The 15,772-nt window shown below is 72.0% G+C and carries 4 protein-coding genes; all 4 read right to left on the bottom strand.

All coding sequences use genetic code 11. The features are described 5' to 3' along the window. Positions 1-22 precede the first annotated feature (22 nt). Positions 23-12,562 (bottom strand): toxin glutamine deamidase domain-containing protein, encoded by a 12,540-nt coding sequence (locus ACGF0D_RS15910; RefSeq protein WP_392916465.1) that lies wholly within the window; start codon positions 12,560-12,562, stop codon positions 23-25. Positions 12,563-12,575: 13 nt separating this feature from the next. Further along, on the bottom strand, positions 12,576-12,890 hold the full coding sequence (locus tag ACGF0D_RS15905; RefSeq protein ID WP_392916463.1) for a hypothetical protein: 315 nt from the start codon (positions 12,888-12,890) through the stop codon (positions 12,576-12,578). Then, positions 12,883-13,365, bottom strand: a complete 483-nt coding sequence (locus tag ACGF0D_RS15900; RefSeq protein ID WP_392870713.1) for a YbaB/EbfC family nucleoid-associated protein — start codon at positions 13,363-13,365, stop codon at positions 12,883-12,885. Before ACGF0D_RS15900 ends, ACGF0D_RS15905 begins: the two co-directional genes overlap by 8 nt. A gap of 143 nt (positions 13,366-13,508) precedes the next feature. Next, positions 13,509-15,704: a hypothetical protein gene (locus tag ACGF0D_RS15895; protein WP_392916460.1), complete on the bottom strand. Its 2,196-nt coding sequence runs from the start codon at positions 15,702-15,704 to the stop codon at positions 13,509-13,511. Positions 15,705-15,772 lie beyond the last annotated feature (68 nt).

Here is a 15,772-nt window from a genome sequence, read left to right as displayed (position 1 = left end):
CCCCACCGGCCGGGGGCCGTTCTCATTTCGTCAGCTCCTGGAAGATCAGGTCGGCCAGCCCGCCCCCGGGTCGGTCGTCGACGAGCGGGGGTTGCGGCTGGAGCTCGGGCTGCGGCTGCGGCTCAGGTTCCGGCGCGGGCTGCGGCTGCGGCGCGGGCTCAGGTCCCGGCTGCGGCTCAGGCTCAGGTTCCGGCTGCGGCTGCGGCTGCGGCTCAGGCTCAGGTTCCGGCGCGGGCTGCGGCTCCGGCCGGGCGTCGGCGGGCTCGTCCGTCGCCGAGGGCTTCGGCGCCGGCTGCGTCCCGGTGTCCTGGTGGGCCGTCTCCAGCAGCTTGGTGCCGGTGTGCCGCCCGTAGTCGTCGAAGCTCTCCAGCCGTACCGTCCCGTCCCGATCGGCCAGCAGCAGGTCGACCGGCGCCATCAGCATGTCCGCCGTCTGCTGGGCGACCCAGACCGGATCGTCCCCGAGCGAGCCGTGCTCCGCCCGAAGCACCACCCGTAGCGACCTCGGGTCAAGCTCCGACAACTTCGGCGCCAGCTTCTGCAGCAAGTCGTCCGACGTCAGCGGCCCGCCATCGGACAACTCACGAACGTCGAACCGCAGCGGGTCACGCCCGTCCCCGGGAGCCTCGTAGCGCACCGAGTCCCAGGACGTCGGCGCCGACTGCGTCCCGGTGTCCTGGTGGGCCGTCTCCAGCAGCTTGGTGCCGGTGTGCCGCCCGTAGTCGTCGAAACTCTCCAGCCGCACCGTCCCGTCCCGATCGGCCAGCAGCAGGTCGACCGGCGCCATCAGCATGTCCGCCGTCTGCTGGGCGACCCAGACCGGATCGTCCCCGAGCGAGCCGTGCTCCGCCCGAAGCACCACCCGCAGCGACCTCGGGTCAAGCTCCGACAACTTCGGCGCCAGCTTCTGCAGCAAGTCGTCCGACGTCAGCGGCCCGCCATCGGACAACTCACGAACGTCGAACCGCAGCGGGTCACGCCCGTCCCCGGGAGCCTCGTAGCGCACCGAGTCCCAGGGCACCGTGTTCCCGTCGCCGTCGGCCGGGGTGCGCGCGGGAGCCGACTTGTCGGAGTCGATCCCGTAGAAGTCCCGCAGCTGCGCGTCGCTGAGGAGGGACGACTCGACCGGGCGGAGCTTGGACGCGAGGTTCTCCTCGGTGAGCGGCAGCCCCTCCTTGAGGACGTCCCCGACGGCGTCGGCCACCGACTTCAGGTGCTCGGTCGTCACGAGGTCGACGCCGCCGTACAGGTGGTCGGCGTAGTTCGTGACCGCCGTGACCGTCGGCAGTCCGGGGAACATCCCGTTCGCGAGGTCGGCCAGCTGCCGGACCGCGTGGAGCTGCCGCACGCCGGGCGCGTCCAGGGTCGGGGCGCCGGAGCCGTGGATCGAGCGGTCCAGCCGGACCACGTCGAGCACCTTGTGGTGCAGCACGGCGGCGTCCCCGGGCAGGTCGCCCGACGTCAGGCCGAGGGCGTCCGCGAACTGGGCGATCACCTGGTCGCCCGGGCCGGCGGGGGTGTTGAAGAGGTCCCCGTCCGCTCCGGCGACGAGCCGGTCGAACCTCGCCATGCCCTCGACCAGGTGGTCGGCGATCTCGTGGGCGGTGTAGCCGCCGAGGAACAGCTCGAAGGAGTTGGTCAGGACGGCGGGCTTGAAGCCCTGCTCGATCAGGAACTTCTGCATCAGGACGCTGACGTTCACCCGGCTGTTGGCGTCGGAGAACGGCTGGACCATCTGCAGCGCACGGGTCACCCGGCCGATCGCGACCAGCTTGCCGTGGTCGTCGCCGGCCGCCGCGACCTCGGCGTAGTAGTGGTCCAGTACGGACTGGACGTGGTCGGGCGCGGTGCCGTGCGGGTAGTTGATCGAGATCATGCCCTCGCGGGCCTTCCCCCGGGTGAACAGCACCAGCGGCACCTTCTCCTCGTACGCGGGGACGCCGCTCGTGAAGTCGGCCACCAGCTTGTGGCCGCCGAAGCGCTCGTCGGCGAGGTCGGAGGCCAGGGTGGTGCGGCCGGTGCCGCGCATGGTGGTGAACGTCCCGTCCTTGGTGCCGGACCAGATGGTGGCGACGTTCTTGCCGGAGCCCTCGACCAGGTGACGGGTCGCGAGGTCGTGCAGCTGCTCGTAGGAGCGCTTGTCGATCCGCGACCAGTCACGGGTACCGGACCGGCCGTCCAGCACCTCGCGGAAGAGCTCCGTCATGCCCTGGCGGAAGCCCGGGTACTTGGTCCGGTCCAGGTGGCTCGCGGCGTCACCGCCCGATTCGGTCAGCGCCTCCCCGTGGACGTTGGCATCGGTGAACAGCCGCCACCAGGAGGACTCGGGCATGAAGTCGGACAGCTTCGGGCCGGCGGGGGCCGGATCGGGTGCGGGACTCGGCTCGGAGTTCGGCTCGGCGTTCGGCTCGGCGTTCGGCTCGGAGTTCGGCTCGGCGTGGAGGGAGTCGGACACCTCCTCGGCCGGCTTGCCGGTGGCGTCCGGCTTCGGCTCGGGCACGGGCTTCGGCTCCGGCGCGGGCTCCGGCTCCGCCTTCGGCTCAGGAGCCTTCTCCGGCTTCGGTTCCGGCGCGGGCTCCGGCTTGGGAGCCGGCTCCGGCTTCGAGGCGGGGGTCTTCTCCGGCTTGGGCTCAGGAGCCGCCTCCGGCTTCGTGCTCGTGTCCGTGTCCGGAGTGGCGGCGGCGGGCTTCGGGGCCGGGTGCTTCGGCGTGGAGAGGCCGTTCGGGCTGTCCTCGCTGAACGTCAGGACGTGGTCACTCATCACCTTCGCGTCGGCGGTCTCCCGCTCGGGGATGTCGATGGTGATCGGGATGACACCCTTCTCCACCACCTCCTTGTCGCCCTTGAAGAAGACGACCTCGACCTCCGCGAACCCGTCGTAACGCGCCATCGGCGTGTTGAACTTCGCGTGCGAGACGACCTGGCCCGTGTTGCCGAGCGACAGGCCGTCGCGGCTGCGGTGCGATCCGCCGACGATGCCCTGGAACGTCCCCTCGACGGGGCCCAGTTCGGCCTTGACGCCGCCCTGGACCTGGCCTCCCCACATCGACCAGTCGAGCCTGGTCTTGGTGGCGCTGGTCGAGGTGGCGTTGGAGGGGCTGAGCTCGACCTTGCCGTCGGTACGGTCGTACTCCAGCTGCAGGACCTTGAGGTTCACCTTCACCCCGCCGTCCGACACCAGCAGACGCCGACCCGGCGAAGGCGTGGTGATCTCCTCACCCCGGGTCGCCGTACCGAAGTGGCTGGAGAGCTGGGCGTGATCGGTGGTGTTGCGGGCCAGGCTCTCCATCCGGTCCCAGGTACGCGACCCGAAGAACTCACGGCCGCGCAGTCGCAGGATGTCCTGCACACCGGAGGAGTCGCCGAGCCAGCGCATCACGTCGATGTCGCGCAGGCCCTCGCTCCAGACCCGGGCGGGCGGTGCCTTGACCACCTTCTCCACCGGCGGCTCGGTGGGAGCCGGGGCGGGGGCCTGGCCGGTGCGGTGCTCGGGCGCCTCGAACGCCGTGGGCTTGCCGTTCTTGGCCCCGCGTCCCTCCCCCGCCTCGACTGCTGCCTCGAAGCCGATCTTCGCCGTGTCGACGCTGTGGACGGTGGTACCGAGCTTGCGCACCTCCCGCCAGGCCTGCCCGGCGGCCGACTTGACGTGCTCGAACGCCGTCCCCGGAACGTGGTTCCCGCCCGGCTCGACCAGCCGGTTCGGGTCCCCGAGGGGGACCAGCGGACGCCGCTCCATCCGGAAGTACAGCGTCGCCTCACCGGTGTAGACACTGCCAGGAAGCTTGGCCTTGGTCGCCGCACCCGCCGTGGTGCGCTGCGCCTGGACGTCCAGCTGGTCGTGGCCCCAGGAGTGGGTGACGGAACCACCGGCCGTGACGGCGGGGCCCACGGGCAGCGGGTTGCTCGTCCCCTGGAGCGAGGCGGTGACGGTGTTGCCGCGCCCGGCGCCGTAGCTGGTGACGCCATCGGAGCTGGCGAAGGTCCGCTGGACCTGGGTGCCGGTGTTGAACTCGGTCTGCGAGGTCTCCCCCGTGTGCTCCAGCCGGGAGACTCCCGCCGTGATCCGTACGGTGCTGCGACCGTGCTTCACCACGATCTCGTGCCCGGACATCATCGACTTGAGCTGCGGCTGGAGCTTGGTGACGTCGAGCTCGGCGAGGAGCTTCTCCCGCATCCCGCCCCAGTCCGAACCGAGCGCCTTGGCGCCCCGCCCGCCGATCCGCTCGACGGCGCTCTCGCCGACGGAGCGGTGGTCCCCGTCGCCCGCCGGGTGCGGGCCGGTGCCGGTACCGCCGCCGGTGTCGCCGCCGTCGCGCGGGCGCAGCGGGTAGACGTCGGTCACGACGTCCGAGGAGCCGAGGCGGTGGGTCTTCTCGACGCGGGCGGGCGGGTCGAGCGGCTTCTTCAGCGGCGCCGTCTCGGTGCTGCCGTGCAGCGGGGCGTCACGCAAAGGCACGGCGACGGTGGTGTCCACCGGCACGTGGACGTCCGGTGCGGTGACCTTCTGGCCCAGCCGCTTCGCCTCGATGTGGACGGTGAAGTTGGCGGTGCCGCTGAACAGGCCGGCCGGTTCGACGGTCTTGCCCTTGCTGACGGTGGCACCGGTGGTGTCCACGGTCGAGCCGTGGGCGAAGTCGTTGCGGCGGGCGAGGTTGAGGCCGAGGTCGACGAACGGGAGCTTGAAGCGGGTGGGCAGGGAGAGCGCGTCACGGATGCGCCGGTCCTTGCTGACGCCCGAGGTGACCCGGGTCTGGGTGCCCAGCTCGAACTCGAACTTGTCGACGGTGTCGGTGTGTTTGAAGTCCTTGTCGAGGCCCGCCCTGACCGTGACGGTGGTGTCCCAGCCGTGGACGGACAGGTGCTCGGTGAGCTTGGCGCCGCGGGTGAGCTTGGACAGCTGCGGCTTCAGCGCGAACGGGTCGAAGCGGTTCTTCACCTTCATCAGCACGTCGTCGGGCACGGAGCCGAACTCACGCTTGAGGGTGTTCTCGATGTTCTTGAGCACCTCGATGTCGCCGCGGCCGAGGCTGTGCACCACGTCGGAGGCGCTCATGGCGCCGCGGTCGGTGATGCGGTGCGGCGGGTCGTGCTGCTCGCCGGGGCCCTTGTGGGTGACCGGGGTGCCGGTGCCGGGGCCGGTGAAGTGGGCGAGGCCGTCGGCGCCGACGGTGTACTTGCCGGTCTCCTTGCCGTCCAGGCTGACCTCGGCCCGGATCGGGACGGTGACCTCGTGGTCCTTGCCGTCGACGGTGAGCTTCACCCGGACGGCGAGCCCGGCGTCGTAGATCTCCTGCGGGCGGGCGTACTTGCCGTTGGCGTACACCTTCTGCGAGTTGCCGTCCCGCCAGCCGTCGCGGTCGCGGACCTGGCGCGAGTAGCCGCCGCTGATCTCGGCGGTGTTCTTCCCGCCGAGGCCGACGGTCCCGCCGCCCGAGCCCTGGACGGACTTGGTGTCGGAGATCAGCCGGCGGCCGGCCTTGAAGGAGGTGGTCTCGTCGACCGGGTTGAGCTCCGCCTTGGCGTTGGGCCGCTTGTAGTCCAGTTCCGTGATGTGGGCGGTGGCGGAGACCTTGACGCCGTGCTTGAGCAGGGTGGCGGCCAGCCGCTCGGGGGCCTCCAGCGGGACGCCGCGGGTCATCGAGGTCAGGTGGGAGGCGACCATCGGGTGGCTGAAGAGCTGCTGGACGCCGTCCTTGACGTCCTTCCAGGAGCCGCCGAGCACCTGCTTGCCCAGCTCGTCGACGCCCTGGTGCAGCGGCTGCACGGTGGGCAGGTCGCGCACGGTGGTGGTGTCGCCGAAGCCGCCACCGGTCCTGTCCGGGCGCTGCCAGAGGCCGTCGGGCGGGCTGGGCACCGTGCTGCCGGGCTCGAAGGTCTTCGGCCTGCCCGGGCCGGGCTCCTCGGTGGCGACGAAGAGGGTCGGGTCGCCGGTGTCCTCGTGCTTGACCGGGCGGGTCTCGCTCTGCTCGATCAGGGCCCGGAAGTCGACCGCGGTCTTCGCGGTGTCGGTGGCCGTCCCGAGCGGCGACTTCCGTTCGAAGGTGAGGGTGAGCTCGCTGCGCCCCTCGTAGACCACGCCGGGGCCCTTGGTCTTGGTGGTGAGCAGGACCTCCTGGCTGCTGCCGGAGATCTGCACCTTGTCCCGGATGAGCTGGAGGCCACCGCCGCCGGCGCCGATCGACTTGTCGGCCCCGCTGCCGGACACGACGCCGGGCAGCGGCAGTTGGAGGCCGTCGCTGCTGGTGTCCTGGACGCTGCGGACGCGCTGGACGCCGGTGCCGACGTTGAACTCGGTCTGCGCGGTCCCGCCGACCTGCCGCATCGCCTGGACGGAGGCGGTGATCTCGACCGAGCCGGTCACCAGGCCGGTGTCGTCGACGACCTCGATCCGGGTCGGCTCGCCGGACATCATGCTCTTGAGGTCCTGCTGGAGGCGGGTGAGGTCGAGCTCGGCGGCCATCTTCTCGCGCAGCTTCGGCCAGATGCCGCCGAGCACCTCCGCCGCCTTGTCCTCGACGCCGTCGAAGACCTCCTGCATCGGCCGGTCGGAGTCGGGGCGGCCGTGCCGGTGGGTGGAGACGTCGAGGACGATGTCGGAGCCGCCGAGCCGGTGGCCGTCCACGACGCGCTGCGGCGGGGCGAAGAGCTTCTCGCGGTCCAGCGGCACCGGCGCTCCGTGGGAGTCCAGGGTGTCGCGGACGGGGATGCCGACGGTGGCGCCGATGTCGAGCCGCTGGACCCGCTCCCCGCCCTCGGGGACGACGGGCCGGCCACGGTGGTTGAGCTCGGTGAAGTCCAGGGCCAGGCGCAGCTTGCCGGCGAACAGGGCGCCGGGCTCGACGGTCTTGCCGCGGGCGATGGAGCGGCCGACCTCGGCCGACACGTTGCCGTGCATCTCGTCGTGCTGGTAGCCGAAGGTCCCGGTGACGTCGACCTTGCCGATCTTGGCCTTGGCCTGCAGACCGGCGTTGAAGCGGTTCAGGCTGTCGTCCTGGAGGCCGATCGAGGCGTGCCGGTCGGAGCCGTTCTCGAACTCGACGCCGGGGGCGGTCTCCTGGTGGTGCAGGTCCTCGACGTCGACCCGGACGGAGATCTTCCCGGACCAGCCGTTGGTCTCGAACTTCGCCTCCCAGACGTCGCCGCGGGAGAGCGCGGCCAGCTTGGGGCGCAGGGTCGCGGGGTCGAAGAAGTCCTTCGCCATCGTCCGGGCGGCGGGCAGGTCGTCCTTGAACCTGTCCTCGAAGAGCTTGGTGATGTGCTGGAAGACGGTCGTGTCGTCCTGGTGCAGGCCGACCACGAGGTCGGAGGCGGACAGCCTGCGGTGGTTGGTGACACGGGCGGGCGGCAGGCGCAGCTCGTCCGGGCCGAGCGGCTTCTTCGGCGTGAACGCCGGGTCCTGGAGGTGGGGGCCGGTGGACTCCGTCGAGAACACGGACATGGCGAGGACGGACGCCGGCGGGGACGGCGGCGGAGAGTCGGGCGCGGGGTGGAGCAGCGGATCGTGCGCCGGCTCGGTGACGACGATGGTCGGCACCTCGGGGCGGTGGGGTGTGGGCTTGGGTTCGGGCTTGGGTTCGGGATCAGGCTTGGGCTCGGGCTTCGGCGCGGGCTCAGGCTGGGGTTCGGTCACGGGCTTCGGCGCCGGGGCCGACTCCGTCTTCGCCTCGGCCTCGGGCTTGGCCTTGGCCTCGGGCTTGGCCTTGGCCTCGGGCTTGACCTCGGCTTCGGGCTCGGACACGGGCTTCGGGGCCGGGGCCGACTCCGTCCTGACCCCGGGCCCGACCTCGGGCCCGGCCTCGGGCTTGGGCGCGGGCAGCGGCTCCGCCACGGCCTCCGGCTTCGGCGTCTCCGCCGACGGGCGGGGCCGGTCGTGGCCGCTGACGGTGGGCACGCTGTGCGGGGCGGGCGGGAGCACCGGGCCGTCGTGCCCGGCCGGGTGGACCGGGGGCGCGGTGGTCACCGGCGGCGCCGCCACGGGCGGACGGCTGGCGTCGTAGTGGTTGGAGCCGTTGTAGTACACCGTCACCTGGTGGCCGTCCTGGGGGCCGTACCGCAGGTACTCGGTGTGGCCGCCGAGGCCGTCCGGGCCGAGGATGCGCAGGCGCAGGCCGAGGGCGTCGGCCAGCAGCGGCGGGAAGGTCTCGCCGTACCCCTGCCACCAGGAGTGCTCCCAGTTCTTGACGGCGTCCTGGAGGCCGGCGAACTCCGCGGGCGAGAGCGGCGTGTCCGAGATGGTCCGGTGCCAGACCTGGAGGTCGGCCAGGCCCGCGTCGGAGAGGTCGTGCAGACCGATCTGCTCGGGGCGGCCCAGCAGGAACTCGAACTGCTCCTCGGGGCCGACGGAGCCGTCGGCGAAGTTCCAGCCGACCTGGTGCTCGACGGTGTCGCGGTCCTCGCCCCGGGCGACCCGCTCGTCGACGTACTGCCGGCGCAGCTCGTGCGGTGAGGTCGCGGGTTCGAGTCCGTGGTCGCGCAGGTACTTCTCGGCGGCCCGCTGCTCCTCGGGGCTCTTGAACTTCCAGCTGACGTTCCGTTCGGCCTGTGCCCGGGCGGCGGCCGGGTCCCCGCCGGGGCCGGCGAGTTCGTGGGCGAGGGCGGTCACGTAGCGCTCGCGCAGCAGCGGCGCGGGGACGACCTCGTGGGTGGTGACGCCGGCGACGCCGAGGTCCAGCAGGCCGTTGAGCAGCTCGGGGCGGGTCTGCTTGGCGAGCTGCCTGCCGAGCTCCTGGGTGACGATCTTGCGGTAGCCGCGGGTGACCTCCGGCGGCAGCTTCTCCGGGCCCTGCTTGAGCAGGTGCTCGCCGACCGCCCGCTTCATCGCCTCGGGCGTCGAGGGCACGGCGTCGGGCCGGCTGGTGGCGACGGAGTTGAGCAGGCAGAGGCCATCGCCGTCCACCCGGACCCGCTCGCCGGGCGGCGGGAAGGCTTCGACGGGCCCGGTGCCGGACTCGGTGCTGTGCTCGGCAACGGGCTCGGTGACATGGTCGGCCACGTGCTCGGTGACATGGTCAATGACATGGTCGGTGACGTGCTCGGCAACGGACTCGGGGGTGTGCGGGGCCGGGTGCGCCGGACCGTCCGTGCCGGTGAAGGCCTCGGCGGGGGTCGGCCGGGCCGACCGCTCGTCCGGGTGCAGCGCGGCCGCGTTGAAGCCGCCCTCGCCGCGGACCGGCCGGTTCTCCGGGTCGAGGGTGATCGCCCAGACCCTGGTGACGTCCTGCGGGAGCGGGCGGTCGCCCGGGGAGTGCAGGCCCTGCTGGGCGTCGACCCAGACCAGGCCCTCGCCGGGGACGTTGGCGAGGTTCCAGGCGTGGCCCCGGCCGTCCTCGGTCCAGGCGAAGACCAGCGCGGCCGAACCGGGGCCGCCCTCGGTGACCCTGCGGGCGACCTCGTTCAGGCCGGTGCCGCCGAGGCCGAGGTACTCGGCGGGGTGGCCGGTCCAGTTCTGGGCGTCGGTGACGGCGCCGAGGTGGCGCTGCGACAGGGTGAGGGCCGTCTGCGGGTCGCCGTGGAAGGTGGCGTGGAAGGCCATCGCGGCCGCCACGCAGTTGACGTCCCCGAGCAGGCTGCCCTCGCCGTCCTTGGGGTTGACGAGTCGGACGAACTCCTCGGGGTGGGCGAACTTCTTCGGGCCGTCCGGGCCGGCCAGTGCCTGCTCCAGGGCGTGCCGGGCCGCCGGGTGGGCCGTGCCGTAGCCGCCGTCGGAGAACTCGTGGAGGAAGGAGTCCAGCGGGCGCAGCGGGTGCGGGGCGTCGCGGTCCGGGTCGAAGGGCGGGCGGCCGTCGGGGGTCTGCTGCTGTTCGGGCCGGGGGCGCTTGGCGGCCGGTTCCGGGGTGTCCGTGCTGTCCGGGGTGTTCGGGGCGGACCGGCCGGGGTCGCCGTGGTCGCTCGCGCTCTCGCTCTCGTACTCGTCCCGGCCGCGGCGTCGGGACGGCGGCTGCGGGGCGGCGTGGTCGTCCTGGTGCCGGACGGGCGGCGGGTCCTGGTGCTGGGTGGACGGGGTGTCCTGGTGCCCGGCCGGCGGGGTGCCGTGCTCGGGGCGGGGGATGTCGGCTCCGCCGAGGTGGCGGATCTGCCAGACCCGGCCGTCCTCGACGCCGATCGCCAGCCGGACGCCGTCGACGGTGCCCTCGTGCAGGATCAGGGCGCCGCTGGGGCGTTCCGGGTCGGGGTAGCTGCGGTCGGGGTGCTGGAGTACCTGGTGGGCGGCGGCGGCGAAGTCGGTGTCCGTCCAGTGCGGCAGCGCGCCCTCGGGGAAGTCCGTCTTGATCCACCAGGGCGCCAGCCACTCCTCCGTCCGGTCGGGGTCGAAGCCCTCGGGGCGGGCAGGCTCGGGGCGGACAGGCTCCGGCCGGCCCGGCTCGGGCCGGGGCGCGGGCTGCTGGTCCGGGGTGCCGCCCGAAGTGCGGGGCGGGGTCGGCGGCTTGGGGTCCGGGCCGCCGGCCGAGCCGGTGGCGACGGCGTGGTCCGTCTGCTGCCCCCCGCCGACGGTCCGGCCCGGGCGGGCGGGCCGCACCGGCTCGTCGACGAGGGTGGTGCCGCCGGTGTCGGTCCGGACGGGCGCGGGGCGCTCCGGGGCGGGCCTGGCGCCGCCCTCGGTCTGCACCGGGCTCGGACGGCCGACCTTGCCGCCGTCGGAGGTGTCCACCTTTCCGGAACCCGTCGCGGGGTCGGACTTACCGGAGGTCGTCACCGGGTCGGGCTTGCCGGTGGTCGTACCGCCGGCACCGGCGCCGGACACGGTCGTCACCGGCTTGGGCGCCGGGTCGGCGAACAGGGTCTCCAGGTCCGCCCGGCCGAAGGCCTTGGCGAACAGCGCCGCGTACTCGACGTCCGGCGCCTCGCCCGTCCCGCGCGAGTAGCCGAGGACGTGACCGGCCGTCACCTCCTCGTGGTGCGGCCCGAGTCGGGGCACCGGGAACGGCGCCGGGTGGCCGGCGAGGTTGCTGAACAGCGAGAGGACGGTCATCGGGTGCAGGGGCGGGAAGTAGGCGCCCTTGCCGGCCTCGATCTCCTTGAACTGGACGTTCTGGACGTACGAGACCCACTTGTCGCCGACGCCGAGCTTGTGGAAGGCGGCGTGCAGGCCCTTGCCGAGCAGGCCCATGCCCATGCCGGCGCCGAAGGTGGCCGCGCTGGTGGTGAACTTGTGGCTGTCGTCGAAGATGAGGTTGTAGAAGCCCTCGGAGAGGTTGCCCTGCACGCCCTCCATCAGCTGGGAGCCGATGGCGAAGCCCAGGCGGTAGAGCTTGTTGCCCTCGCCCATGGCGGCGGCCAGCTTGGGCAGGTGCTCGGCGAGGGCGGAGATCCCGTGTTCGCCGAGCTCGGAGCCGCCGTGTTCCAGGACGGAGCGCAGCACGGTCCCGAGCGACTCGTTGCCGGCGCCGTGCTTGGTCCAGCCGGCGACGAAGGCCTCGGCGTACTCCTGGCCGAGCTTCCTGGCGGCGTCCTTGCCCAGCTGGGTGCCGAGGTGCTTCTCGAAGGAGCCCGCGAGGTTCTCGGTGAAGCGCTCGGCGACGCTGCCGGCGCCGGCCTTGCCGAAGCCCTGCTTCAGCCACGGCTCGACGCGCTGCATCTGCCGCCCGAGCGACTCCGAGAAGGCCTTGGCCTCCTCGTCGGTGAGCAGTTTGCGGACCGCTCCGCCGCCGCCCTTCCCGGCGCTCTCCAGGGCCGAACTCCCGGCCTTGCCGATGGACTTGGCACCGGCCTTCTCCAGGTTGTCCAGCGCCGAGCCGCCGACCTCCTTGGTGACGGTGTCCAGGAGGTGCTTGAGCGCCTCCTTGTCGCCGCCCTTCATGACGTTGGTCAGTTCCTTGGAGAGGACCTTGCCCGCGTTCTTCCCGATCAGGTTGCCGATCAGCTTGCCCAGGCCCATGCCGAGCAGGTTGATCGGCCCGGCCAGCGCACCGCCGATGACGCCGTTCAGCACGCTCTGCTTGAAGGAGCCGTCGAGGTCGAACTTCTTGCGGTCGCCGTGGGACATCTGGATGCCCTGGATGATCGAGTCCATCAGCATGCCGGTCACGATGCCCGTGAAGGTGTGCATCAGGATCGACTTGATCAGGAACTTCAGCAGCATCCACAGCGCCTGCCGGGTGAAGAAGTACGCCAGCGACAGGCCGGCGAAGCTCTCGCCGAAGGTGAAGGGCGCCCACAGGGTCGCCATGGTGATCTCGAAGACCAGCTGGATGAGCTGGGCGATCGCCATCCACTTGGTGTACTCGACCGAGTTGGCCACGTCACCCGCGCAGTCGGCGAGCGCCTGGGCGGTGTCCGCGGCCTCCTTGACCTGGTCCGTGCCGTCCTTGCCGCCCCCGATGCCGATGTAGGCGTTCATCGCGTCGCTGAACGACCGGGCGGCCTCGCCCTCGAACTCCTGGCGGGCCTTGATCGCCACCGTCGCGATCAGTTCGTGGAGTTGCGGGATCTCCTTGGCGAGCACCTCGTACGCGTCCCGGACGTCGCGCAGTTCGCCTTCCTTGACCTGGGGCCAGGGCATGCCGGCCAGCGCGCCGAAGAGGTTGGCCAGGAAGTCGCCGGGGTCGAGGGACGGGTACGACACGGGGTGCTCTCTCCTACATGCTGCTCATGATGTCCTGGGCGGTGTCCTCCGCGTAGTCGAGGTCGGCGACCAGGTTGATGCCGTTCTCGCCCGCCTGTCTGACCGTGTCCTTGATGTTGGACATCAGGGTCTCCAGGTCCTTGGTGGCCTTGTCCACCTGCTCGTGGTACTGCTTGCCGATCTCGTCGTCGCCGCCGACCTTCTTGTTGAGGTCGTTGACGGTCTTGACGTCGGAGATCACCTTGTCGATCAGGGAGGACAGCTCGCCGAACTCGGCGAACCGCTTCTTGAGTTCCTGGGTCTTCGCGAAGACGTTCTCGCTATTCACGGAACTCCTCCTGGCGGCCGGCCCGGCGGCGCTGCGCCTCCTCGTCGGCGTCGTGGCCGGGCCGCATCGAGCGCAGCGGCTCCAGCAGCTGGTCCAGGTTGCTGCCGCCGCTGAGTCCCAGCCGCAGCATGTCGCCCACGCCCTCGAACTGCTTCATCGCCTGGATGACCTGATCGCCCATCTGCGCCCGGGCCTCGTTGAGGAGGTCGGTGAGCAGCCTGCCGAGCTGGGCGGGGGCCATCTCCTGGTAGCCGGTGGTGTGGAAGGTGAGCGCGAGGACCTGCCCCTGGGGGCCGACCTTGACGGTCACCATGCGGTCCTTGGAGGTGACGGTGGCGGAGGAGCGGGCGAGCTCGGCCTGGACCTCCTCGGCCTTCAGCCGGTGGGCCCGCATGGCCTCCATGGCCTGCTCGATCTCCTCGCTCATCGAGCCGAACAGGCCGTCGGGGCCGAACGGGTCGGCGGTCGTGGGCATCGTCGTTCCTTGTCTCCGGCGGGCCGGGGTGTCACGGGGCGGTACGCCGGGGTGTCGCGGGGCGGTACGCCGGGGTGTCCTGGGCGGTGCGCGGGCGGGCGGTGTGGGGCGGGGGCGGTGAGGGCGGGTGGTGCGGGGGCGGGTCAGCGGCCGATGACGCCGGCGACCGCGGTGCTCTCGGTGCCCCACACCTCCTCGTCTTCCGCCAGCCAGGTGGTGCGCTGGCGGTCCTTGTCCTTCTGGTTGGGCGCGGCGCCGGCGCCCGCGCCGGGCGGCATCATCGGCGGCATGCCGCCGCTGGTGGACATGCCCTTGCCGGTCAGCGCGTTCTTCTCGGCCTCGGCGGCGGCCCTGGCCGCGGCGGCCTTCTCGGCGGCCTCGGCCGCCTCCGCCGCCGCCCTGGCCTGGGCGGTGTTCGGGTCGCCGCCGTTGGCGAGGGCCTTCGCGCTGAGGCCGCTGCGGCCGCCGGGCATCAGCCCGGTGCCGGAGTAGCCGCCGAGGCCGTCGGAGTCGCCGGAGCCGCCGAAGGACGTGCTGCCGGGGTGGTAGGAGTAGCTGCCGGAGCCGAACCCGCCGCCGCCGAGCAGTCCGTCACCGCCACCACCGCCGAAGCCGTTCTCGAAGGCGTGCCGCTGGTCGGCCAGCAGCTGGGTGACCTCGGAGACCGGCCGGCCGTCCGGGTCGAGCAGGGTGCCGTCGGCGTCGATCCGGGAGCCGGGCTCGACGACGATCGGGTTGCCGTTGCGGTCCAGCACCGGCTGGCCGTCCGGGCCGATCACCCGGCCCTTGTCGTCGACGTGCGAGCCGGGCGGCACCTTCATGTGGTCGCCCGGGCCGGTGCCGACGGTCGCCCCGTCGGGGACGGTGATGGGCTTGCCGTCGGGGCCGAGCACCGGCTTGCCGTCCGGGCCGATCACCTGGTGGGTGGTCGGGTCGATGTGGCTGCCGGGCGGCACGGTGACCGGGTTGCCGTGGCTGTCGAAGACCTGCTTGCCGTTCTGGTCCAGCACCGGGACGCCGGAGCCGCCGCCGCTGGGGAAGCCCGAACCGCCACCGCCGATCCCGGGGAGGCCGGAGCTGCCGCCCCCGGGAAGGCCCGAGCTGCCGCCGCCGATGCCGCCCGGCCCTCCCGTCACCGGGCCGGGGCCCGAGCCGGGGCCGACGCCGGGGCCGAGGCCGCTCGGGCCGCTGGTGAGGTTCTTGAAGTTGTCGCTCATCCCCTTGAAGTTGTCGCTGATCCCCTTGTTCATGTCGGTCAGCGAGTCGTTCATGTTCTTGTTCATGTCGCTCAGGTTCTTGCTGAGCTCGGTGTACGGGTCGCTGTTGCCGCCCAGCGGGTCGTCCTGCGGGGCACGGTAGGGCGCCTTGGGCGTCTTCACGTGGATGCCGTCGCCCAGGCCCTGGATCGCGGGGACGTAGGCGGCGTCGAGGATCCTGACGGCGTCGGCGGCGGCCTTGTCGAGGATGTCGGCGACGTTCTTGAGCCAGACCTCCTTGGCCCGCTTCTCCGCCTTCTTCCAGAAGTCGTCGCCGTGCGGGTCACCCCAGGCCGTCATGACCGAGAAGGAGACGTCGGTGCCGGCCACCGCGCTGCCGTCGCTGGTGGTGATGAGGCCCTCGGAGACGGTGACCTTCGCCGTGGACATCCCCTCGAGCAGGGCGTCGAGGAGCGGGTTGACCGGCCAGGCGTTGCGGCTGTTGCGGTAGGTCTCCTGGCCGTTCCACATGGTGCCGATCGCCTGCTGGGTCGCGTCCCGGCCGGTCTTGAGCAGGGTGTCGACGTGCTTGTCGGCCAGGGCCTTGGCGAGCCCCTCGACCTTGTCGCCGAACTGGCTGAGCATGGTCTTGAACACGCCCGCCGCGGTGCCCTGCCAGTCCGCCCCCGGCGCGTTGATGTCGCCGGCCCAGCCCCGGACGGTCGGTGCCCAGGTCTGCAGCAGTTGCCGGGCGCCGGTCAGCGTCGACACGGCGGTGTCGAAGCTCCAGGGGCTCATCACGTCGTTCTCGTACGGCGAGTGGGCGAGCGGCATGAGCACGTCGTAGCCCTGCCGGATCCACTTGCCCAGCTCGGTGGTCTCGTCCGTGAACTGCTTCCAGTTGAGGTTGCAGCCGATCACGTGGCTCCAGGGGTGGCCGGAGCTGTCCGTGTAGTTGTACGACCACCAGCAGTCGTAGCCCTCGTTGCCCCCGGTCTGCTTGAAGTAGTTGAGGGTCTCGTACTTGTGGCCGGCGATCCACTGGACCTTGTCGTCACCGCTGACGGCACTGCGCTGGGTGAACTGCGTCCGGTCGGAGGACGCGAACACCAGCAGGACGGATTCCCAGTTGGTGGTGGCCATCGGTGTCACAGCTCCAGGGGCTCGGGTGTGCGCGGGGCGGGCCGGAGGCGGGGTTTCGGCCCGCCCCG

The sequence above is a fragment of the Kitasatospora sp. NPDC048298 genome, from assembly GCF_043201465.1.
Lineage (GTDB): Bacteria > Actinomycetota > Actinomycetes > Streptomycetales > Streptomycetaceae > Kitasatospora.
This window is presented reverse-complemented; position numbering and strand designations above follow the sequence as displayed.